Source organism: Aeromonas sp. 602200 (assembly GCF_049173895.1).
In the GTDB taxonomy this organism is placed as follows: domain Bacteria; phylum Pseudomonadota; class Gammaproteobacteria; order Enterobacterales; family Aeromonadaceae; genus Aeromonas; species Aeromonas veronii_A.
In genome coordinates this window covers 126,038-145,492 of the sequence record NZ_JAAKSL010000003.1, presented here as the reverse complement: position 1 = coordinate 145,492, position 19,455 = coordinate 126,038, and the positions used below count along the sequence as shown (strand labels likewise).

Below are 19,455 nucleotides of genomic sequence, written 5' to 3'. Positions count from 1 at the left end.
CGCCCTATGTCGCCCAAATCCCTCTCTGCCAAAGCCACCAAGATCACCGATGTCGCCCAGCGGGCGGGAGTGTCGGTCACCACCGTCTCCATGGTGCTCAACGGCAAGGGGCGCATCTCGCCGGCCACCGCCGAGCGGGTGCAGCAGGCGATAAAAGAGCTCGACTATGTGCCCAACAGTGCCGCCGCCAACCTGCGCAGCCAGCAGTCCAATCTGGTGGGGCTGATCCTGCGCGACATCACCGACCCCTTCTATACCGAGGTGACCGCCGGGGTGAGCGAGGTGCTTGAGCAGCAGGGCTATCTGCTGTTTCTGACCCAGTGCGGCCACAGCCCGGAACGGCTGCAGCAGAGCATCCACTCCCTGTCACGGCAGGGGGTGGCGGGCATCATCTTCAATCCGGTGCGCGGCGCGGCGGCCAAAACCCTGGAGACCCTGCTCGATTCCGAGCTGCCGGTGGTGTGCGCCGCCCGCTCCTACTATCGGGATGACGTGGACTTTATCGGCCCCGACAATACCCACGCCGCCAAGCAGGCCACCACTTACCTGATCGAGCAGGGGCACCGCCATATCGCCTACGTCGGCGGGCGGGCCGACTCCCTCACCCGCGCCGAGCGGATCGGCGGCTACTGCGCCAGCCTGCTGCAATATGGCCTCCCCTTCAAACCGGAATGGGTACTGGAGTGCGAGCGCACCCAACGCAGCGCCGCCGACACCATCGCCCAGCTGCTGCACCAGCACCCCAAGGTGACCGCCGTGCTCTGCCACTACCCCGAGGTGGCGCTCGGCGCCATCTATGGCGTCGAGGCGAGCGGCCGCACCGTGGGCAAGGACAACTACATCGGCCAGCAGGTGGCCCTGCTCGGTTTTGACGATGTGGCGGAGGCAGAACTCACCTCCCCCGCCCTCACCTTCGTCAGCTCACCGGCCCGCGAAATCGGCCGTCAGGCGGCAAGGCGGCTGCTGACCCGGATGCAGCAGCCCGAGCTCGCCCCCAACCGCCATATCATCACCCCCAACTTGCAGAAGCGTGAGTCAGCCTGAGCGAGGAGGCTTGCAGAGTAGTAAAGGGGGCCTGAACCACAAGCTGGATGAGTAAAGCGGCCTTATCTGCCGATGCCCACCCCATCACTCATGGCATCCCCATATATGACAAAACACCGCCAATTGGCGGTGTTTTGTCATTGCTATAAAAAGCCGTGCCATCTATTTACAGCAACGCCTCACCATAGCGGTTGGCTTCATCAGAACCTTTTTGCAATTTAATCAGTAGCAATAGCACAAATCCGATAATGGGGACAGCACCGAGCAGCAAATACCAACCAGTACGATTGGTATCATGTATCCGACGCACCGCCAGCGCTGCACAAGGAATAATGGTCAGCAAGCCATACACGCCAAGCTCATAATTTATATGATCCGGGGAGTTGAATAACTGCGTTAAAATCACAGCAATCACGGTATGGAACAGCAAGAACATAAAGTATTCCTGACGTGATGCACGCCCGTGGAAATTAAAGTAGTTTTTGAATGCTTTAAAATAAAAGTTCATCACACACCTCGGCATAAGTACCTGAACAAAAATGTTGTTGTGCCAATTTTAATGCGCTATGTCGCAATTGGCCGGAGCAGTTCAACAATAACCAATAGCGTTAGCCGTACCAACACAATAAACATTATTAAAAGATATTAACGCGAAAATATAAAAAACGAGGATGGCGGAGCTTGTCCTGGCAGATGGCTCACTTGCTGCCTGCCTCCCCTTTCGCACTGGATGGGAGCCTCGCAGTTTGAGAGAGGTAGCTTGCTCACCGCATCAGCGAACGTGCTTGAAAATGGGCGTTTGGCCGCCCACATCACTCACTAACCTCATGATTTAATTTATTTTAATAGTTTTTAATAATTATTTTTAGTTGGCATCTCACTGGACTGGCCAGTTAGGCTTCAGGTCAGAAAGCAACGTTCCACATCACAAATGCCAAACAGGTGAGATATGAAAAAAAGTTTAGCCATCCTTGTTACCATGACCTTGCTGACCACAGGCTGCTCGAATATCAGTACCCGTGATGCCTTGATTGGTGCAACAGCATTGGGTGCAGCCGGTGCGATTGGCTATTATGCCGGGCATCATAAAAAGTCAGGAAAAGAGAGCGGCTCAGCACAATTCGAGCAGCAAGATTTGACCGGCATGCGTGAAAGCCAGGCCAGTGATCAATTGCAGCAACATGGATTTCATATGGTCGATGGCTGGCAAAATGATCACGGTAACCATGCCTCCTTTGCCATCTGGTATAACGACAACTCTCATCAATGTTTGCAGTTGAAAAGTGTTCATGGTGACGTAAAAAATGCCTCTGACACACGCAATGAAAATTGCCACGCCTAATTTAATTATCATGATTAACAGGAACATCCCCATGAAAATGAAATCTTCTAAATATATTGCTATCGCTGTTTTGCTGAGCACCTCTGGTTGTGCATTGCCGATAATGGCGGCCGACACGGCCGATCTTAATTATCAGGATATTGGTTGGGTCAAACAGGAACTGAGTGACCGCGGTTTTGTAAAAGGTTCTGCCCCCAGCAGTACCGTCGAATATTGGTGGAACCAACAAGATCAGCAGTGCATCCGCCTGGCCGTCAAACATGGCAAGGTCAATGACATCAGTGACGAGCAACGTGATGAGTGTGGCGCTGTCGTACAACGCTCTCACTCTTCAACCCCGAGTCATGACCACAAACAGCGACTTGCCGTCAACCAGATGCCCAACTACTGCCTGAATTTTGCTGCCGAAGATCTGGGAAGATACAAGGATGATGTCAGCACCCTGCCCGCCGAAAAAAGCCATGGCAAATACGTGGTGCCGGGGCAGAGTGACGAGATTTTCTTCGAGTGTACCTTTAGCAAAGATGGCTCATTCCTCGGCATGAACCTCAAACGCTAACCACCCTCTTCCTCTGCTCAGGGCGGGAGTCTGTTGTGACGGCTCCTGCCTTTACATTAATCAGGAGCCAACAATGCAAGTACAGCGCACTGACGTCTAGCAGTTTAGTTTCTGGATTTTCGACAACGAAAAAGTGGCGTCATTCTATCTATCAGGCTGGCTAGACACTAAAGGGCTTGCTTGACGGATGCCCGTGAACGCCTAGCTGCGTGCGAAAAAGAACTTGTTCACATTTCTATCCATTAAGTGAGAGACAACACCGTGAAAAACACTCGTAAAGCAGTAATCTGTTGTTCCTTGATTGCGCTTACCTTGACTGGGTGCAGCACCCCCTCCTCACGTTTCGCTGAGTGCATGTCAACCTACCACGACAGCAACGCCTGCATATCACTTGAGCAGGCAAACCAAGCACGCTGGCAAGCACTTATCGACAGCGGCAATCAGTTGTCGGCTACAGGCGCCGAGATGGGGCGCCAGCAACAACAGGTATTGCAGAACACCAGACCAAGACAAACCATCTGCCGCCAAGGCCCATTCAATAACACCATGAACTGCACCACCTATTAAGCCCCCGATAAGCCCCCGAATTGCTATATAAAGTGAGGCTAAACATCACCTTGAACATCAAGAAGGTGAGTGAGACTTTGATAATCAAGGAGTTGTTGTATTTAGGCCAGTTGGTGATGGGGTGGAGCAGCGTGCACATGATGCAGACTTGAAGGAGAATGGTGGTGATCAGCCCGCTGCGCCCTACGTTCTTCCCATTCAAGCTGCATCGATTTGAGCAGCAACGACACGATCAGCAACAACAGAAGCCTGTCAGGCACATATGTCCCTTGACAAAAAAGAGCCTCCCCCGTCAGAGTTCACTATCAAGTTGACCTTCAGCATCATGACTCTCGAGACGCTCACCACGCCATGCTTCCGGATCAGGATTCCCATTTGCACTCTTTCGGCCGATTCGTGCTGGACACCAAACAACTTACGTTGACCCGACGCCAGGATGGCGAGCCATCGGTCATGCGTGTCTCTGCCGCTGAAGCGCGTCTCCTGCATTATTTTCTCACGCATGCTGGCACCTTGCTCAGCAAAGAAACGCTGCTGCAAACCGGCTGGCTGGGTCGACCGGTCAGCGCCAGTTCACTGCCAGTCGCCATCGCCAACCTGCGCCGCTATCTCGATACCCCGGAACAAGAGGCGGTGATCAGAACCTTGCCGCGGCAAGGCTATCTGTTCATGCTTGCCCCCGGCGCTGTCGCTATGCAAGAGGCCGAGCTGGCCCAACCGCAAGCAGCCCGTGAAGAAGAGGCTGCTGCCACGCCTGTCATGTCAACCGCGGATGACCCAACCCATCCGGTATCTGCAACGACAAGCAAAGAGCCAAAGCCGCTCCCGCTGTCCAGCTGGCAGCAAAATCTGATGCTGATCATGATGGGGGGATTTGTGCTCCTGCTACTGCTGACAGGCATTTACTTGAGTACTACCTGGGTCACCGTCAAATGCGAACCGGCCGGAGAAGGGATCCTTTGCCATACCCAGAAGCCAGCCAGCCAACTGCCGACCCCAAAACAGGGGGAGATCTGGTTGATGGTGGGTGACGAGCAGGCAAAATTTCAGGAGAAACAGCGATGAAACGTAGTTTATTGACTCGGCTGCTCTATGTGTCGAGTTCGCTGGGGATGCTGCTGGTCTCGCTGATACTGCTAAATAGTCTGGGTTGTGACTATGAAATGCGTCTGTCATCCAAAGAGGCTGATTATTATGCCGTTTGCCGAGCTGGCAAATTTACCGTCATCGAACGTGAACACGGCTCCAAAGCGACCTGGATGGTCACGGCATATCAGGCTGTGCTGGGTAGCCAGCTCATTTTCTTCGTCACTGAACGTTCTCAGGTTGAAGCCCCCCAGACCAAATCACCTTTGAGTGACCTTAACAAGATGCATGGCAGCTTCACCATGCCCCTTAACTATGGCTGGAAGAAGCTGACCCCCGACCATATCGCCATTTTTCAACAGTCGCCTCACCCGGAAATACTGCAGGGCCATTTTGAGGGTTCACTGGATTTCTACCACAGGTTCTGGCCTTCGGTACCGGTGAAAGCACAGTAAATTCCCACTCCAGACCCAGCCCCCCAAGATAGAAGGTGAGCCTGATCACCTCTTTGCAGCGAGGGAATTGAGAGTCAAGTGGAGAGGCATATGATGGGAGCCCCTTCTCTTCACGAGCCCCTTTATGAGCAACCCGCACGACCAGAACCCACCGAGTGAAATCCATCGCTGTGACAAATGTGGCGAGCGTACCCGCCATATCGTGGTGCTGGTCGCCCGCGATCATAGCCAGGACATCATGCCCAAGGATCCGCGCAAAGCCTTCTGGCAAGCCTTTACTTCCAGCAGCATTACCAACTGGGCGTTTGGCGAAACGCTGGCTTACCAGGCCACCCATGTAAAGCACCTGATCTGCGAGCGCTGCGGCGAGAAGTTTCTGGAATATTGAGTGACCATCAGGCCCAGAGGACGGCGCACCACGGACCGTCAGAGCGGGATAAAAGAGAAATAAAGATGACGTTTGTCGAGACGAACCCCGACCAACTGCCGCTAGCGCTGCTGCTGGAGGCCGATCCCGCAGAGCTGCGCATTGCCCCCTACTTTCCAGCCTCCAGATATCTGTTCCAGAAAAGAGCACTCATAGATGAAACGTATTCTGATTATTGGCAACTCGGGATCGGGCAAGAGCTGGTTGGCAGCTCGATTGGCTGAGGGGTTAACTATCCGCGAGGTCAATCTGGACACCATTGTCTGGCAGCCGGGCGGCTTTAACCAAAAACGGCCCCAGCATGAGATTGATCATGCCATTCAAACACTTGCTCAAGAGCCATCATGGGTGGTCGAAGGGGTATTTGGTGCCCTGGCCGAGCAACTGCTTGATGCCGCTGATACCCTTCTCTTTCTGGATCTCGACTGGTCAGTATGCCGTGATTCACTGCTATCGCGTGGATCACAAAGTGCCAGGCAACGGGATGCAGTGGCAGCCGAAAAGAGCTTTCAACAACTGCTGGTGTGGGCATCGGAATATGGGCAGCGAGCCGGTAAAAGCTCCCGCCAATTCCATCGCGAGCTGTTTGATCGATTCCCAAACGACAAGCACCGTTTCACGACTCGGGCAGAAGTAAATAGCTATCTCACGCACCTGACAACTCATAGCTAACGGGGTAGAGGATGACGCAACAGGAGTTGGCGAAAATGGGGGGCGCTTCGGTCAATATCCAGCTGCTGGATGGCAAGCCCTGTATCAGAAAAAGCTGCGCATCGCCTGTCGAGCGCCATTTCTACCAACGCGCCGCACTGCATTTGAGCGGGCTCAACACTCCTTCCCTGCTCAAGGTCGAAGGGGAGACCCTGTTCCTTGAGCAGATCCCTCATCCGGTCACGCTCACGCAGCTGCACCACAACGAACAGACCTTTGCTCAGCTGGCCTGCCTGCATAACGCCAACTATCAGCCCGACTTTGCGGTGAAAACTCACGGCTGGTCGCTCGCCGACACCAACGAGGCGCTCTCTGTACTCTGCCTGCCGGAAGCGGTAAACGAGAAGATCCGCCATATCCAGCAAGTCGGCCACGAACTATTCGAGGAGTCATACCTGATTTCGGGAGATAGCAACGAGGGAAACTGGGGCACCCGCGACAATGGTGAGCTGGTGTTGTTTGACTGGGAGCGATTTGGTTATGGTAGTCCGGCCATCGATCTGGCCCCGCTGGTGCCGCGGATGGGTTCGCTGGCTGAATATGAAACCATCATTGAACGCTATCTGCGCCACAGTTCGCTGCTCTCTGGCGACCGGTTGCTCCGCCATCTCGTCATGGCCAAGTGCTGGCTGATTATTGAGGTCACCAATCTGCTGACCAGAAGAGAGAAGCCGCAGGCACAGCAATATCTGGAGTGGTATCGGCAACAAGTTCCCAACTGGCTGGGGTCGGTGGCGCATATGGTGTAATCCGCAGGTTCGAATAGCGCAGCGTATTCGAACGTTCGTGTTATCACCTCTCTCTTTTCGGCCATCCCTCTCTTGCCACCACACTTTCTTCCCAAACAACGCCCCTCTGCGCTCGCCCAGCCAATCCAATTGGCCTCCGCCATCAGGCGCATAAAAATCCTAATCCGCCCGACGAAATGGCGACTTTTTGTGAGAAGGGTCACATCTGATAACGCCTTAAAACCACATATAAATCCAGACCCTGCTGGTGATTAATTTATTGACATGACGCATTACAAACCTGATTTCGAGGCCAACCATAATCCATTTATCTGTTTTTAAAGAAAAAATCAGCAATGACCTGAAAATGGCGAGTCCCGCCTGAAAACGGGATCTTCATCACATCGCGTTTTACTGCGCACAAAAATCCAGTGATTAGCACATTTGTCCGATAGGGAGGGGACGAGCGAGCCACGATAATGAACAGGTCATTTTTATCCAGTACGTCGATACGTACTCACGCATAGCTTCCGTCACCGGAAGCGGGGAGAGCGCCATGATCACCACCTTGATCAATGAACATCTGATCAACCTCGATTTGAAAGCGACGCGTAAGGAAGAGGTCTTCACCGAGATGGCCCGCCTGCTGGCGTCGCAAGGCAAGGTCAGCAACGAGCTGGCCTTTATCAAGGATCTGTGGGCCCGCGAAGAGCTGGGTAATACCGGCTTTGAAGAGGGCGTGGCCCTGCCCCACGCCAAGAGTGCGGCGGTGTGCAATCCGGCGGTCGCCATCGGCATCAGCCGCAACGGCATCGAGTACGGCGCCGAAGATGGCAAGCCGTCCCACATTTTCTTTATGATCGCCTCCCCCGATGGCGGCGCCAACCACCATATCGAAGTGCTGGCCGAGCTCTCCGGCAAGCTGATCGAAGAGGGCTTTATCGCCAAACTGCTAGCGGCCAACACCCCGGCCGATGCGCTGGCGCTGCTGCTGACCAAGAAAGAGGAGCAGAGCGCGGCCCCGACCACCAGCAAGGGCTTTATCATCGGTGTCACAGGCTGCCCGGCTGGTATCGCCCACACCTATCTGGCGGCCGAGTCGCTGGAGCGCGCCGCCAAGGAGCTGGGTTATGAGGTGAAGGTGGAGACCAACGGCTCCATCGGCGTCAAGAACAGCCCGACCGCAGACGAGATTGCCCGCGCCACCGCCATCGTGGTGGCCTGTGACAAGCAGGTGGACATGGCCCGCTTCGCTGGCAAGCCGCTCATCAAGACCGGCGTGAAAGCCCCCATCAAGGATGGCAAGGGTCTGATCGAGCAAGCCCTGAAAGCCCCCGCCTATGTGGCTGGCAAAGAAGATAAAAAAGGTGAAGAGAAGAGCGCGGGTGGCAGTTCCGATCTCTATCGCTACCTGATGAACGGCGTATCGCACATGATCCCGTTCGTGGTGACCGGCGGTCTGTTGATTGCGCTGGCACTGGCCATCGGCGGCAACCCGACCCCGAGCGGCATGCAGATCCCGGAAGGGAGCATGTGGAACCAGATCCTCAACGTGGGCGTGGCCGCCTTCACCCTGATGATCCCCATTCTGGCGGGCTATATCGCCTACGCCATCGGTGATCGTCCGGCACTGGCACCGGGCTTTATCGGCGGCTGGATCGCCAACAACGGCAGCTTCTACGGCGCTGACGCCGGTACCGGCTTTATCGGTGCCATCATTGCAGGCCTGTTGGTCGGTTATCTGGTGCACTGGATTGCCACCCGTCAGTACCACAAGATGGTGCAACCGCTGGTGCCGATCCTGATCGCCCCCATCGTCGGGTCGCTCTTTATCGCTGCGGTCTTCATCTTCATCATCGGCGCCCCGATTGCCGACATGATGACTGGCCTGAACGCCATGCTGCTCTCCATGAGCGGTGGCAGTCTGGTGCTGCTGGGTATCGTGCTGGGTGGTATGGCCGGCTTTGATATGGGTGGCCCGGTCAACAAGGTGGCATTCCTGTTCTCGGTGGGCATGATTGCCTCCGGTCAGACCCAGTTTATGGGTGCCATGGCCTGCGCCATCCCGGCTGCCCCTCTTGGCATGTCGCTGGCGACCGTGCTCGGTCGCAAGCTCGGTATCTTCGATGCCTCTGAAATCGAAGCGGGCAAAGCCGCCGGTGCCATGGGTCTGGTGGGAATCTCCGAAGGGGCGATTCCGTTCGCCGCCCGTGACCCGCTGGCCGTTATCCCGGCCAACATTCTGGGCAGCATGACCGCCGCCGTGATGGCCTTCCTGTTCGGCATCACCAACAGCGTTGCCCACGGTGGCCCCATCGTGGCCCTGCTGGGTGCGGTCAACAAGCCGCTGCTGGCCCTGCTCTGCATGATCTGCGGTGCCATCGTCACCGGCGTGGTGGCGGTTGCCCTGAAAAAACTGCGGGTCAAAAAGAGTGATGAGGTAACTCTGGCCAAGGCGGCCTGAGTGCCCCCTCGCCATCGCGGCTCGTAAAACGTGACAAGAGGCCACCCCACGGGGTGGCCTCTTGTTTTTGGGATGGCTGGCGGGCCTTTCCCCAATATCGCCACCTGAGAATTGGTGGTCAATCAGCCCTCTCCCTTCACTTTTCCCTTAACTTCTCCCCTTACCTTTCCCTGGCTCCCTTCTGGCCAATCCATCCCACCTCCCCAGCCCAGACCAGCACTCGCACAGAGCGCCAAACTGGCTGAAATGGCAGCAATCCGGCATCAGCGGTGTGATGTTTCTCACGCTTTGTCCGCGAAAGCGCAAAAACTAGGAAAATTTCCTAGCCCCACTAGGGATGGCTCTCAAGCCATTTTTTGCCCCTCTTATTAGAGTCACCTCACCTGATGTCGTGACCCGCACCGCGACGGGCAATGTGCCCCGTCATCCCGTGCCGGGCCCGGGTTTATATGGATGGAGCGTCGAGCGCAGCAACGGCTGACAGCCCCGACGTTCCGTTCCCCCTTCCGTGGCGTGACCTCGAACAACCTATCTACAAATGAGGGGCGCGGCGGAAATACCGTCTATCTCGCAGAGGATGAACGAAGATGTTGAAATTGCTCCAACAGGTCCGGGTCCCCACCCTGGACCTGCCGGTCGAAGCCCGGCGCAAGCTCTGGTTCAAGCCGTTTATGCAATCTTATCTGGTTGTATTTATTGGCTATTTGACCATGTATCTGATCCGCAAGAACTTCAACATTGCGCAGAATGACATGATCCAGGAGTACGGTCTCTCCATGACCGAGCTTGGCATGATCGGCCTTGGCTTCTCCATCACCTACGGGGTGGGCAAGACCATCGTCTCCTACTATGCCGACGGCAAGAACACCAAGCAGTTCCTGCCGCTGATGCTGATCCTCTCCGCGCTGTGCATGCTGGGCTTCAGTGCCAGCATGGGCGGCACCGGTTTCAGCCTCTACTTCATGATCTTCTTCTATGCCCTGAGCGGTTTCTTCCAGAGCTGTGGTGGCTCGTGCAGCTACTCCACCATCACCAAGTGGACCCCTCGCAACAAGCGCGGCACCTATCTGGGCATGTGGAACCTCTCCCACAACGTGGGCGGTGCCGGTGCGGCCGGTGTGGCGCTGTTCGGTGCCAACTACCTGTTCGATGGCAACGTGCTCGGCATGTTTATCTTCCCCTCCATCATCGCGCTGATCGTCGGTTTTATCGGCCTGCGCTTTGGTAGCGATTCGCCGGAAGCCTATGGCCTGGGCAAGGTGGAAGAGCTGTTTGACGAAGTGGCGAGCGAAGAGGATATCGCTACCGAGGAGCAGCAGCTGACCAAGTGGCAGATCTTCGTGAAGTACGTGCTGCTCAACAAAGTGATCTGGCTGCTCTGCTTTGCCAACATCTTCCTCTACGTAGTGCGTATCGGTATCGACCAGTGGTCTACCGTCTATGCCCACCAGGAGCTGGGCTTCTCCAAAGACGTTGCCATTCAGGGCTTTACCTTCTTCGAAGTGGGCGCACTGGTCGGTACCCTGATGTGGGGTTACCTCTCCGATCTGGCCAATGGCCGTCGTGGTCTGGTTGCCTGTGTGGCACTGGCGCTGATCATCGCGACTCTGGGTCTCTACCAGCATGCGACTACCCAGTTCATGTTCCTGGGCTCCCTGTTCACCCTGGGCTTCCTGGTGTTTGGTCCGCAGTTGCTGATCGGCGTCGCCGCCGTGGGCTTCGTCCCCAAGCAGGGCATCAGCGTAGCCGATGGCGTCAAGGGCACCTTCGCTTACCTGATTGGTGACAGCTTCGCCAAGCTGGGTCTGGGCATGATCGCCGATGGCACCCCCATCTTCGGTCTGACCGGCTGGACCGGCACCTTCGCGGCGCTGGATATCGCAGCCGCCGCCTGTCTGGTGCTGATGGGTTGTGTCGCGGTCGCCGAAGAGCGCAAGATCCGCCGCATCAAGCGCGAACTGAAAGCCGCCGAGCTGGCTGCCCAGACCGCCTGATAGCCATAACAACAGACGCAGATTGTTCAGGGCCACCCACAGGGGTGGCCCTTGTTGTTTGGAGCAATCAGACACCCGACTGGCCCGGCATGAGCCTGCACTACCGTTCAAGGGACGGGCATATCCCCATCAAGATCCCACTTTTCATATGGACTTTTGGTAAAAGCCCCCCGCTGGCGCTATCTTGTTGCTCCCCCTTGTCAGCATCACAGAGAGCAGATGAAGATCGTCGCCGTCACCGCTTGCCCGACCGGTATTGCCCATACCTATATGGCTGCCGATGCCCTGCAAAAAGCCGCCACTGGGCTGGGACTCAAGATCAAGGTCGAAACTCAGGGCGCCATGGGCATGGAGAACATGCTGACCGCCCGCGATATTGCCAGCGCCGACCTGGTGCTGATTGCCTCCGATATCGAGATTGAGCAGAAAGAGCGCTTCCTCGGCTGCACCATCCATCAAGTGAGACTGGAAACCGTGCTGCTGGATGCCAACGCCGTACTCAAGGCCCTGCCGATCCCGGCCTGATGCTGACCCGCGAAATCACCTTCTACTGCCAGCAGGGGTTGAGCATCACCCAGGCCAAGCAGTTAAACCGGCTGGCGGGGATGTTCAAATCCACCATCCGCTGTGCCAACCTCACCCGGCGCCAGACCGTTGCCGCCAGCAACCAGCTCTCCCTGTTGACCCTCGCCACCCAGCCCGGCGATCTCTGCCAGTTGCAGATTGAAGGGTGCGATGCCGAGCTGGCCCACATGGCCTTTACCTGCTGGTGCGGGGAGCTGGGTCAACCACTGGTGCGCCCGCACACCGCCGCACTGGCGGAGTTGCGACTGGCCAACGCCCTGCCCGGCTACCAGTTTGCCCTGCGCCAGCTGGCCCACAGCCCCGAACCGCTGACCAAAGCCGAGGCCCTCGAGCATCTGATCGATCTGCTGCCCGCCGAGCTGATCACCGACCGCGCCACACTGACCGCTGCGGTAGAGCGGCGCGAGCAGGTCTCGGCCACCATCATCCGCCCCGGCCTTGCCATGCCTCATGTATTGAGCGAAGGGATCAGCCAGCCAGCGCTGACCCTGCTCAATTGCAAGGAGCCCATCGAGTGGGGCTCTCAAATCGGGCAGGTGCAGACCATTATTCTGCTGGCGGTGCCGGTCGGTAGCGGACGGGAGACCCTGCGCCCCCTCACCCGACTGGCGCAGGCGATGATCGACGATGTGGTCAACCACGCTCTGTTGCAGGCAGGCTCTGCCCCCGCCCGTCAGGCTATCGTCATCGAGAGCCTGCTGAGCTAGGCGAATTGGCTCTGGGCGCTGCTTGCTGTAACGCCAGCCATTCATCCTGCCCTCAGCACCCTGTGGTACACTCGCTGCCATCGTCTGTCTGAAGTGTGTATCCGATGAAATCTCCCCGCTCCCGTCTCTCTGTCAACCGTACGCCGCGTGATAACGCCCCGCGCACGGCGGCCAAACCAGCAGCCCCTCGCAAACCGGAGCTGGCACCCGAGGATCGCAAGCTGCTACTGCTGAACAAGCCCTATATGGTGCTCTGCCAGTTCACCGACGAGGCGGGCCGCGAGACCCTCAAGGATTACATCAAAGAGCCCGGCATCTACGCCGCAGGGCGGCTCGATCGCGACAGCGAGGGGCTGTTGCTGCTCACCAACGATGGCAAGCTGCAGGCGCGCCTCACCCAGCCGGGGGAAAAGACCCCCAAGACCTATTGGGTGCAGGTGGAAGGGATCCCGAGCGAGGAGAAACTGGCCGCCCTGCGCGCCGGCGTGGAGCTCAACGACGGCATGACCCTGCCCGCCGGTGCGCGCATTATGGATGAACCTGCGGTGTGGCCGCGCAATCCCCCCATTCGCAAGCGCAAGGAGATCCCCACCTGCTGGCTGGAGATCAAGATAGTGGAGGGGCGTAACCGGCAGGTGCGGCGGATGACCGCCCATATCGGCCACCCCACCCTGCGCCTTATTCGCTATGCCATCGGTGACTGGACGTTAGATGGATTGGCCCCCGGCGAGAGCCGAGCCCTGCCCGCCCCCGAGCTGGCGCCGAGCTCCAGCCGCAGCCCGCGTCCCTCCTCATCCCGTTCAGGCGCTCATACCGCCAAACCGGCCAAACCGGCAGGGGATGCGCCACGGCGGGCCAGCCAGCCGAGACGGGACGAGCGCCCCCGCAGCACTCACCCAACCGAGCGTTCAACTTCAAACTCGACCAGCGGCAAACCCCGCAGCAGCGGGCGAGGAACGGCACGCAGACCCGCCCGAGCGGGCAATCCCAATAGCAGCGACAAGGAGTCATGATGAGCAATCAGGCAGAGCAATCGGCCACCAGCCACGCCCGCATGGAGGCGCGCCTGACGGTCGCCGCCCTGGTGCAGTGGCAGGGGCGCTTTCTGGTGGTGGAAGAGGAGATAAAAGGCCAGCGCCGTTTCAACCAACCTGCCGGCCATGTGGAGCCGGGGGAAAACCTGCTTGAAGCGGCCTGTCGTGAGCTGAAAGAAGAGACGGGTCTGACCGCCACGCCGACCGCCTGGCTTGGTACCTATCTGTTCAAACCGGCCGACAGCGAGGCCACCTATGTGCGCACCGCCATCATCTTCGACCTTGAAAAAGCGCCGGGTCAGCACCATCCAGAGGATCCTGACGGCGATATCCTCGCCTGCCACTGGCTCACCCTGGAGGAGATCGCCGAGTGCAAACCGGCCCTGAGAAGCCCGCTGGTGTGGCAGTGCATCGAGGATTATCTGGCGGGAACACGCCTGCCGCTCTCGGCGCTCAAGGCCTTTATCCAGAGCTAGGGACAGAGCAGGCATCCGCTGGCAATCGCCACAAGAAAAACGATTTCCTGCCGCAAGGTTCCTGATGGGAACTGCGGCATGGATATGTGACCGGGGGCGCAAAACTCTGGTAGAATACGCCCCGTTTAAACGAACTGGTAACTTCGACTAATGACAGACAACAGCCAAATCAAGGTGATCGTCGGCATGTCCGGCGGCGTGGATTCTTCCGTCTCGGCCTACCTGCTCCAGCAGCAGGGCTATCAGGTCGAAGGCTTGTTCATGAAGAACTGGGAAGAAGACGACACGGACGAGTACTGCTCTGCCGCCCAGGATTTGGCTGATGCCAAGGCCGTCTGCGACAAGCTGGGGATGAAACTCCATACCATCAACTTCGCGGCCGAGTACTGGGACAATGTGTTCGAGCATTTCCTCGAAGAGTACAAGGCGGGCCGCACGCCGAACCCCGATATCCTGTGCAACAAGGAGATCAAGTTCAAGGCGTTCCTCGAATTTGCCGCCGAAGAGCTGGGTGCCACTTATATCGCCACCGGCCACTATGTGCGCCGTGACGACAGCACCGGCCGCCCGCGCCTGCTGCGCGGGCTCGATACCAACAAGGATCAGAGCTACTTCCTCTATACCCTGAGCGAGAAGCAAGTGGGTCAGAGCCTGTTCCCGGTTGGCGATCTGGAGAAGCCCGAGGTGCGCCGCATCGCCGAGCAGCTCGATCTCATCACCGCCAAGAAGAAAGACTCCACCGGCATCTGCTTTATCGGTGAGCGCAAGTTCAAGGACTTCCTGGCCAAGTTCCTGCCCGCCCAGCCCGGTAAAATCGAGACCGTGGATGGCAAGGTGATCGGCGAGCATCAGGGTCTGATGTATCACACCCTGGGCCAGCGCAAGGGGCTCGGCATCGGTGGTCGCAAAGATGCCACCGAAGAGGCCTGGTATGTGGTCGACAAAGAGGTCGAACGCAACGTGCTGGTGGTGGCGCAGGGCGAACATCCCCGCCTCTACTCCGATGGTTTGATTGCCAGCCAATTGCACTGGGTGGATCGCACCCCCATTCGCGAGCCGCGTCGCTGCACCGTCAAGACCCGCTACCGCCAGCAGGATATTCCCTGCCTGATCCAGCCCATCGACGACGAGACCATCCGGGTCATCTTCGACGAGAAACAGGCTGCGGTCACCCCGGGCCAATCCGCCGTCTTCTACGACGGGGAAGTGTGTCTGGGCGGCGGCATCATCGAACAGCGTTTCAGCCATCCGGTTTGAGCCAATAGCAAAAGGCAGCATACGTGAGCGATAAATTCCAAGACAGAACCATGGCCTTTGCCGGCATCTGCCAGGCGGCCGCGCTGGTCCAGAAGGTGGCCCGCGACGGCAGCTGTGACGAGGCCGCCCTGCGCGAGAGCCTCTCCAGCATTCTGGTGACCAATCCGAGCCACCCGCTCGAGGTGTTCAACAACACCCATCTGGCCATTCGCGACGGCTACCGTGCGCTGGTCGAGCAGCTGGGTGCCGACGGCAGCCAGAAGAATGCCGAGCTGACCCGCTATGTGGTGAGCCTGATTGCGCTGGAGCGCAAGCTGGCCAAGCGCAAGGACATTCTCAACATGCTGGGTGAGCGGATCAGCCAGATCGGTCGCCAGCAACAGCACTTCGATCTGCTCGACGAGCAGATCCTGGCCAACATGGCGAGCATCTACAGCGACCTTATCAGCCCCATCGGGCCGCGCATTCAGGTGGCAGGCACCCCGCTGTTCCTGCAGCAGCCGCTGGTGCAGCACAAGGTGCGCGCCCTGCTGCTGGCAGGCATCCGCGCCGTGGTGCTGTGGCGCCAGCTCGGTGGCAGCCGCACCCAGATCATCTTCACTCGCAAGAAGATGGTGGAACTGGCCAAGCGTTACTAATCATTGGCTTGCGCGCAGGCAGAGGGAGGACAAGGTGAACAGCCGCACATCAGCCTTGATACACCCCGACCGGCGCGCAAGTGAATACGGATCCCCCACACCAATCATCAGGAGTTCACCCCATGGAGCTGTCCGCGCTGACTGCTGTTTCCCCGATTGACGGTCGTTATGGCGACAAGGCCGATGCCCTGCGCCCTATCTTCTCCGAATTCGGCCTGCTGCGTTTTCGCGTTGAAGTCGAGGTTCGCTGGTTGCAGAAACTGGCCAGCCACGCCGGGATCCCGGAAGTCCCAGCCCTGAGTGCGGCCGCCAACGCCCTGCTCGACGGCATCGTCAGCAACTTCAACGAGAGTGACGCCGCCCGTATCAAACAGATCGAGCGCACCACCAACCATGATGTGAAAGCGGTGGAGTACTTCCTCAAAGAGAAAGTCGAAGTGAACCCGGAGCTGGCGGCTGTCAGCGAGTTCATCCACTTCGCCTGTACCTCGGAAGACATCAACAACAACTCCCACGGTCTGATGCTGAAAACTGCCCGCGAAGAGGTCATCAAGCCTTATTGCGAAAAGCTGATCAACGAGCTCAAGCGTCTGGCCCACGAGTACCGTGACATGCCGCTGCTCTCCCGTACCCACGGTCAGCCGGCCACCCCGAGCACCATGGGCAAGGAGATGGCCAACGTCGCCTACCGTCTGGAGCGTCAGTTCAAGCAGATCATGGCGGTGGAGATCCTCGGCAAGATCAACGGCGCAGTCGGTAACTACAACGCCCACCTCAGCGCCTACCCGGATGTGGACTGGCACCAGTTCTCCGAGGAGTTTGTTACCTCCTTGGGCCTGACCTGGAACCCCTACACCACCCAGATCGAGCCACACGACTATATCGCCGAGCTGTTCGACGCCATGGCCCGCTTCAACACCATCCTGATCGACTTCGACCGCGATGTGTGGGGTTACATCTCCCTGGGTCACTTCAAGCAGCGCACCATCGCGGGGGAAATCGGCTCCTCCACCATGCCGCACAAGGTCAACCCCATCGACTTCGAGAACTCCGAAGGCAATCTGGGTCTGGCCAACGCCGTGTTCCAGCATCTGGCGAGCAAGCTGCCTATCTCCCGCTGGCAGCGTGATCTGACCGACTCTACCGTGCTGCGCAACCTGGGTGTGGCAGTGGGTTACTCCCTGATTGCCTATCAGGCGACCCTGAAGGGTATCTCCAAGCTGGAAGCCAACGACGCCGCCATGGCCGCCGATCTGGATGCCAACTGGGAAGTGCTGGCCGAGCCGATCCAGACCGTGATGCGCCGCTACGGTATCGAGAAGCCCTACGAGAAGCTCAAGGAGCTGACCCGTGGTCGCCGCGTCGATGCCGAAGGGATGCGTACTTTTATCGACACCCTTGAGTTGCCGGAAGCGGTCAAGGTCGAGCTGAAGAAGCTGACCCCGGCCAACTATATCGGTGACGCCCAGCGTCTGGTTGATCTGCTGAAGTAAGCCAACCGGTTGTGACGAAGGGGCCCTGTGCACGATATGCCACAGGGCCCCTGTTATTTTCCCTGCCACGGCAGGATCCCGAGTGGCTTTTCCCAAGCCCGCCTTGGGCAAAACCTCTTTGCGAGACACGAGAAACAGCATGTACGAACTCAATCTGGATATCGCTCACTTCCTTGAGCACTACTGGCAGAAGCGCCCGCTCCTTATCAAGGGGGGCTTCAAGGACTTTCAGGATCCCATCAGCCCGGACGAGCTGGCGGGTCTGGCCATGGAAGATGTGGTAGAGTCCCGCCTCGTCACCCGTTTCGACGGCAAGTGGGATGCGGCCCACGGTCCCTTCGAATCCTATGACCATCTGGGCGAAGAGAACTGGACCATTCTGGTACAGGCTTGCAACCACTGGGCTCCCGAGGTGAACGAGCTGGCCGTGCCGTTCCAGTTCATTCCGGGCTGGCGCTTTGACGATGTGATGGTGAGCTTCTCCACCCCCCATGCGGGTGTCGGCCCCCACATCGACAACTACGACGTGTTCATCACCCAGGGTCTGGGCAAACGCCACTGGCGGGTTGGCGATGCCAAGCCGCTCAACGAGTTTGCAGCCCACGCCGCCCTGCTGCACTGCGAGCCGTTCGAGGCGATCATCGACGTCATCATGGAGCCGGGCGACATCCTCTACATTCCGCCCGGATTCCCCCACGAAGGCTACGCCATCGAGCCCTCCATGAACTTCTCGGTGGGTTTCCGCGCGCCGGATGCCAAGGCGCTTATCTCCTCCTTTGCCGATCACCTGATCGACAACGAGGTGCGTACCGAGCGTTACGGCGATGCCGACCTCAAGCCCCGCGCCCGTCACGGCGAGATCCAGCCCCACGAGCTGCACCGTCTGCGCGAGCTGATGCAACAGGCCCTCGATGACGAGACCCTGTTCAAGGAGTGGTTCGGCACCATGATCTCCGAGGCCAAGCACGATCTGGACGTCAATCCGGTCGAGCCGGACTATAGCGCCGAGGAGGTTGCCGACCTGCTGACCCAGGGCGAGCCAGCCATCAAGGTACCAGGCCTGCGCACCGTCTGGTTTAGCGGCGAGAGCCAGCAATGCTTCATCGACGGCGAAGCCTGGACGCTGCAGAGCGAAGACGCGGCAGCCATTTCGCTCTTGTGTGACAAAGACATCATCACTCAAGCCGACATGGTGGAGCTGGCCGATCAGGCCGGTTTCCTGCAACTGCTGACCCGTCTGGTCAACCGTGGTTACTGGTTCTTCAACTGATCCAGCAGTTAGCGAAGGATAAAAAGGCGCCTTATGGCGCCTTTTTTGTCACTCAGAGGCGGTTCAATTAACCATCGATGCGCGAAGCTGAACCCACTCTTGATGAACCGACAAGTGGTGATTTATTGAGCTAACATAGATGGGTATCATGCGTCCATCCCTGTTCACAAGAGAAGCGCCACCATGCAAATCACCTCCCGGCCCATGCCGCTGCCCGATTACGGCAAATACCCCTCCTCTCCCGCTGTCACACCCGAGCAGGTCAGTCAGGCCCGTAACGAAGCACTGACCAAGAAGGATGAATTGCAGGCACAGAGCGAAGAGAAAGCAACGGCTCGCAGAACCCTGGCGGTCTCTTATACGGCTAACCAGCAAGATAAAGCCGTGGTGGAGCGCTACCTGGAGGCCAGCGGTCAGGAGAGCGACAGCAAATCGGGCCCGAACACGGCTGATATGTATCAGGCAGCGAATCGCTACCAGCGCCAGCAGAATCTCAGCGACTACATGCAATTCCAGCAGAGCCCGCTCGCCCAGCAGATGGGTGACATGGTGGGTGAAGATAATCGCAAGGGTACCCAGCTCGATATTATTGCCTGAGCCAATTTGCTCGAATAAGCC

Annotated in this window: 21 protein-coding genes and 1 pseudogene; 21 read left to right on the top strand and 1 reads right to left on the bottom strand. The window is 58.0% G+C overall.

What is annotated here, in order from left to right; genetic code table 11:
• Positions 1-6: 6 nt before the first annotated feature.
• Positions 7-1,044, top strand: coding sequence for a Mal regulon transcriptional regulator MalI (locus G5221_RS06035; protein WP_005344074.1), 1,038 nt, complete (start codon positions 7-9; stop codon positions 1,042-1,044).
• A gap of 166 nt (positions 1,045-1,210) precedes the next feature.
• Here G5221_RS06035 and G5221_RS06030 read toward each other — a convergent pair whose 3' ends face one another.
• On the bottom strand, positions 1,211-1,552 hold the full coding sequence (locus G5221_RS06030; RefSeq protein WP_041234118.1) for a DUF805 domain-containing protein: 342 nt from the start codon (positions 1,550-1,552) through the stop codon (positions 1,211-1,213).
• A 441-nt stretch (positions 1,553-1,993) separates the two neighbouring features.
• On the opposite strand from G5221_RS06030, the gene G5221_RS06025 reads away from it, so the two are divergent.
• From G5221_RS06025 to G5221_RS05930, 20 genes and pseudogenes are all read left to right on the top strand, one after another.
• Entirely contained in the window at positions 1,994-2,386 is a 393-nt protein-coding gene (locus G5221_RS06025; protein ID WP_337072593.1) for a hypothetical protein, read from the top strand.
• Positions 2,387-2,417: 31 nt separating this feature from the next.
• Complete coding sequence (locus G5221_RS06020) at positions 2,418-2,945, top strand: hypothetical protein (protein WP_005344063.1); 528 nt, start codon at positions 2,418-2,420, stop codon at positions 2,943-2,945.
• A gap of 354 nt (positions 2,946-3,299) precedes the next feature.
• Positions 3,300-3,512: a hypothetical protein gene (locus G5221_RS06015; protein WP_337072592.1), complete on the top strand. Its 213-nt coding sequence runs from the start codon at positions 3,300-3,302 to the stop codon at positions 3,510-3,512.
• A gap of 351 nt (positions 3,513-3,863) precedes the next feature.
• Positions 3,864-4,577, top strand: a complete 714-nt coding sequence (locus G5221_RS06010; protein ID WP_337072591.1) for a winged helix-turn-helix domain-containing protein — start codon at positions 3,864-3,866, stop codon at positions 4,575-4,577.
• Positions 4,574-5,053 (top strand): hypothetical protein, encoded by a 480-nt coding sequence (locus G5221_RS06005; protein WP_076491456.1) that lies wholly within the window; start codon positions 4,574-4,576, stop codon positions 5,051-5,053. The genes G5221_RS06010 and G5221_RS06005 overlap by 4 nt, the downstream gene beginning before the upstream one ends.
• A 124-nt stretch (positions 5,054-5,177) precedes the next feature.
• Positions 5,178-5,441 (top strand): hypothetical protein, encoded by a 264-nt coding sequence (locus G5221_RS06000; protein ID WP_216951772.1) that lies wholly within the window; start codon positions 5,178-5,180, stop codon positions 5,439-5,441.
• Positions 5,442-5,506: 65 nt separating this feature from the next.
• Positions 5,507-5,605 (top strand): annotated as a pseudogene (locus G5221_RS05995) (GNAT family N-acetyltransferase); the annotation flags it as partial.
• A gap of 31 nt (positions 5,606-5,636) precedes the next feature.
• On the top strand, positions 5,637-6,152 hold the full coding sequence (locus G5221_RS05990) for an AAA family ATPase (RefSeq protein WP_319919186.1): 516 nt from the start codon (positions 5,637-5,639) through the stop codon (positions 6,150-6,152).
• An 11-nt stretch (positions 6,153-6,163) separates the two neighbouring features.
• A complete protein-coding gene (locus G5221_RS05985; RefSeq protein WP_234922378.1) occupies positions 6,164-6,940 on the top strand; it encodes a phosphotransferase family protein in 777 nt (258 codons plus the stop codon).
• A 535-nt stretch (positions 6,941-7,475) separates the two neighbouring features.
• Positions 7,476-9,383 (top strand): PTS fructose transporter subunit IIABC, encoded by a 1,908-nt coding sequence (locus G5221_RS05980; RefSeq protein WP_227341056.1) that lies wholly within the window; start codon positions 7,476-7,478, stop codon positions 9,381-9,383.
• Between the two features lie 587 nt (positions 9,384-9,970).
• Complete coding sequence (uhpT, locus tag G5221_RS05975) at positions 9,971-11,377, top strand: hexose-6-phosphate:phosphate antiporter (protein ID WP_005353611.1); 1,407 nt, start codon at positions 9,971-9,973, stop codon at positions 11,375-11,377.
• A gap of 219 nt (positions 11,378-11,596) precedes the next feature.
• Positions 11,597-11,902 carry a PTS fructose transporter subunit IIB gene (locus tag G5221_RS05970; RefSeq protein WP_005334611.1) on the top strand — a complete coding sequence of 102 codons (306 nt, stop codon included), beginning with the start codon at positions 11,597-11,599 and terminating at the stop codon, positions 11,900-11,902.
• Positions 11,902-12,669 (top strand): PTS sugar transporter subunit IIA, encoded by a 768-nt coding sequence (locus G5221_RS05965; RefSeq protein ID WP_227341057.1) that lies wholly within the window; start codon positions 11,902-11,904, stop codon positions 12,667-12,669. The genes G5221_RS05970 and G5221_RS05965 overlap by 1 nt, the downstream gene beginning before the upstream one ends.
• Before the next feature lie 104 nt (positions 12,670-12,773).
• Positions 12,774-13,682: a pseudouridine synthase gene (locus tag G5221_RS05960; protein ID WP_421262961.1), complete on the top strand. Its 909-nt coding sequence runs from the start codon at positions 12,774-12,776 to the stop codon at positions 13,680-13,682.
• Positions 13,682-14,179 (top strand): NUDIX hydrolase, encoded by a 498-nt coding sequence (locus tag G5221_RS05955; protein ID WP_227343090.1) that lies wholly within the window; start codon positions 13,682-13,684, stop codon positions 14,177-14,179. The genes G5221_RS05960 and G5221_RS05955 overlap by 1 nt, the downstream gene beginning before the upstream one ends.
• Before the next feature lie 150 nt (positions 14,180-14,329).
• Complete coding sequence (gene mnmA, locus G5221_RS05950) at positions 14,330-15,436, top strand: tRNA 2-thiouridine(34) synthase MnmA (RefSeq protein ID WP_005353619.1); 1,107 nt, start codon at positions 14,330-14,332, stop codon at positions 15,434-15,436.
• A gap of 23 nt (positions 15,437-15,459) precedes the next feature.
• On the top strand, positions 15,460-16,074 hold the full coding sequence (hflD, locus tag G5221_RS05945; protein ID WP_227341060.1) for a high frequency lysogenization protein HflD: 615 nt from the start codon (positions 15,460-15,462) through the stop codon (positions 16,072-16,074).
• Positions 16,075-16,196: 122 nt separating this feature from the next.
• The gene (gene purB, locus G5221_RS05940) at positions 16,197-17,567 is read left to right on the top strand and encodes an adenylosuccinate lyase (protein ID WP_227341061.1); all 1,371 of its coding nucleotides are present in this window, start codon (positions 16,197-16,199) and stop codon (positions 17,565-17,567) included.
• 139 nt (positions 17,568-17,706) lie between these two features.
• Entirely contained in the window at positions 17,707-18,837 is a 1,131-nt protein-coding gene (locus G5221_RS05935) for a cupin domain-containing protein (protein ID WP_227341062.1), read from the top strand.
• Between the two features lie 183 nt (positions 18,838-19,020).
• Positions 19,021-19,434 carry a hypothetical protein gene (locus tag G5221_RS05930; protein ID WP_227341063.1) on the top strand — a complete coding sequence of 138 codons (414 nt, stop codon included), beginning with the start codon at positions 19,021-19,023 and terminating at the stop codon, positions 19,432-19,434.
• Positions 19,435-19,455: the final 21 nt, after the last annotated feature.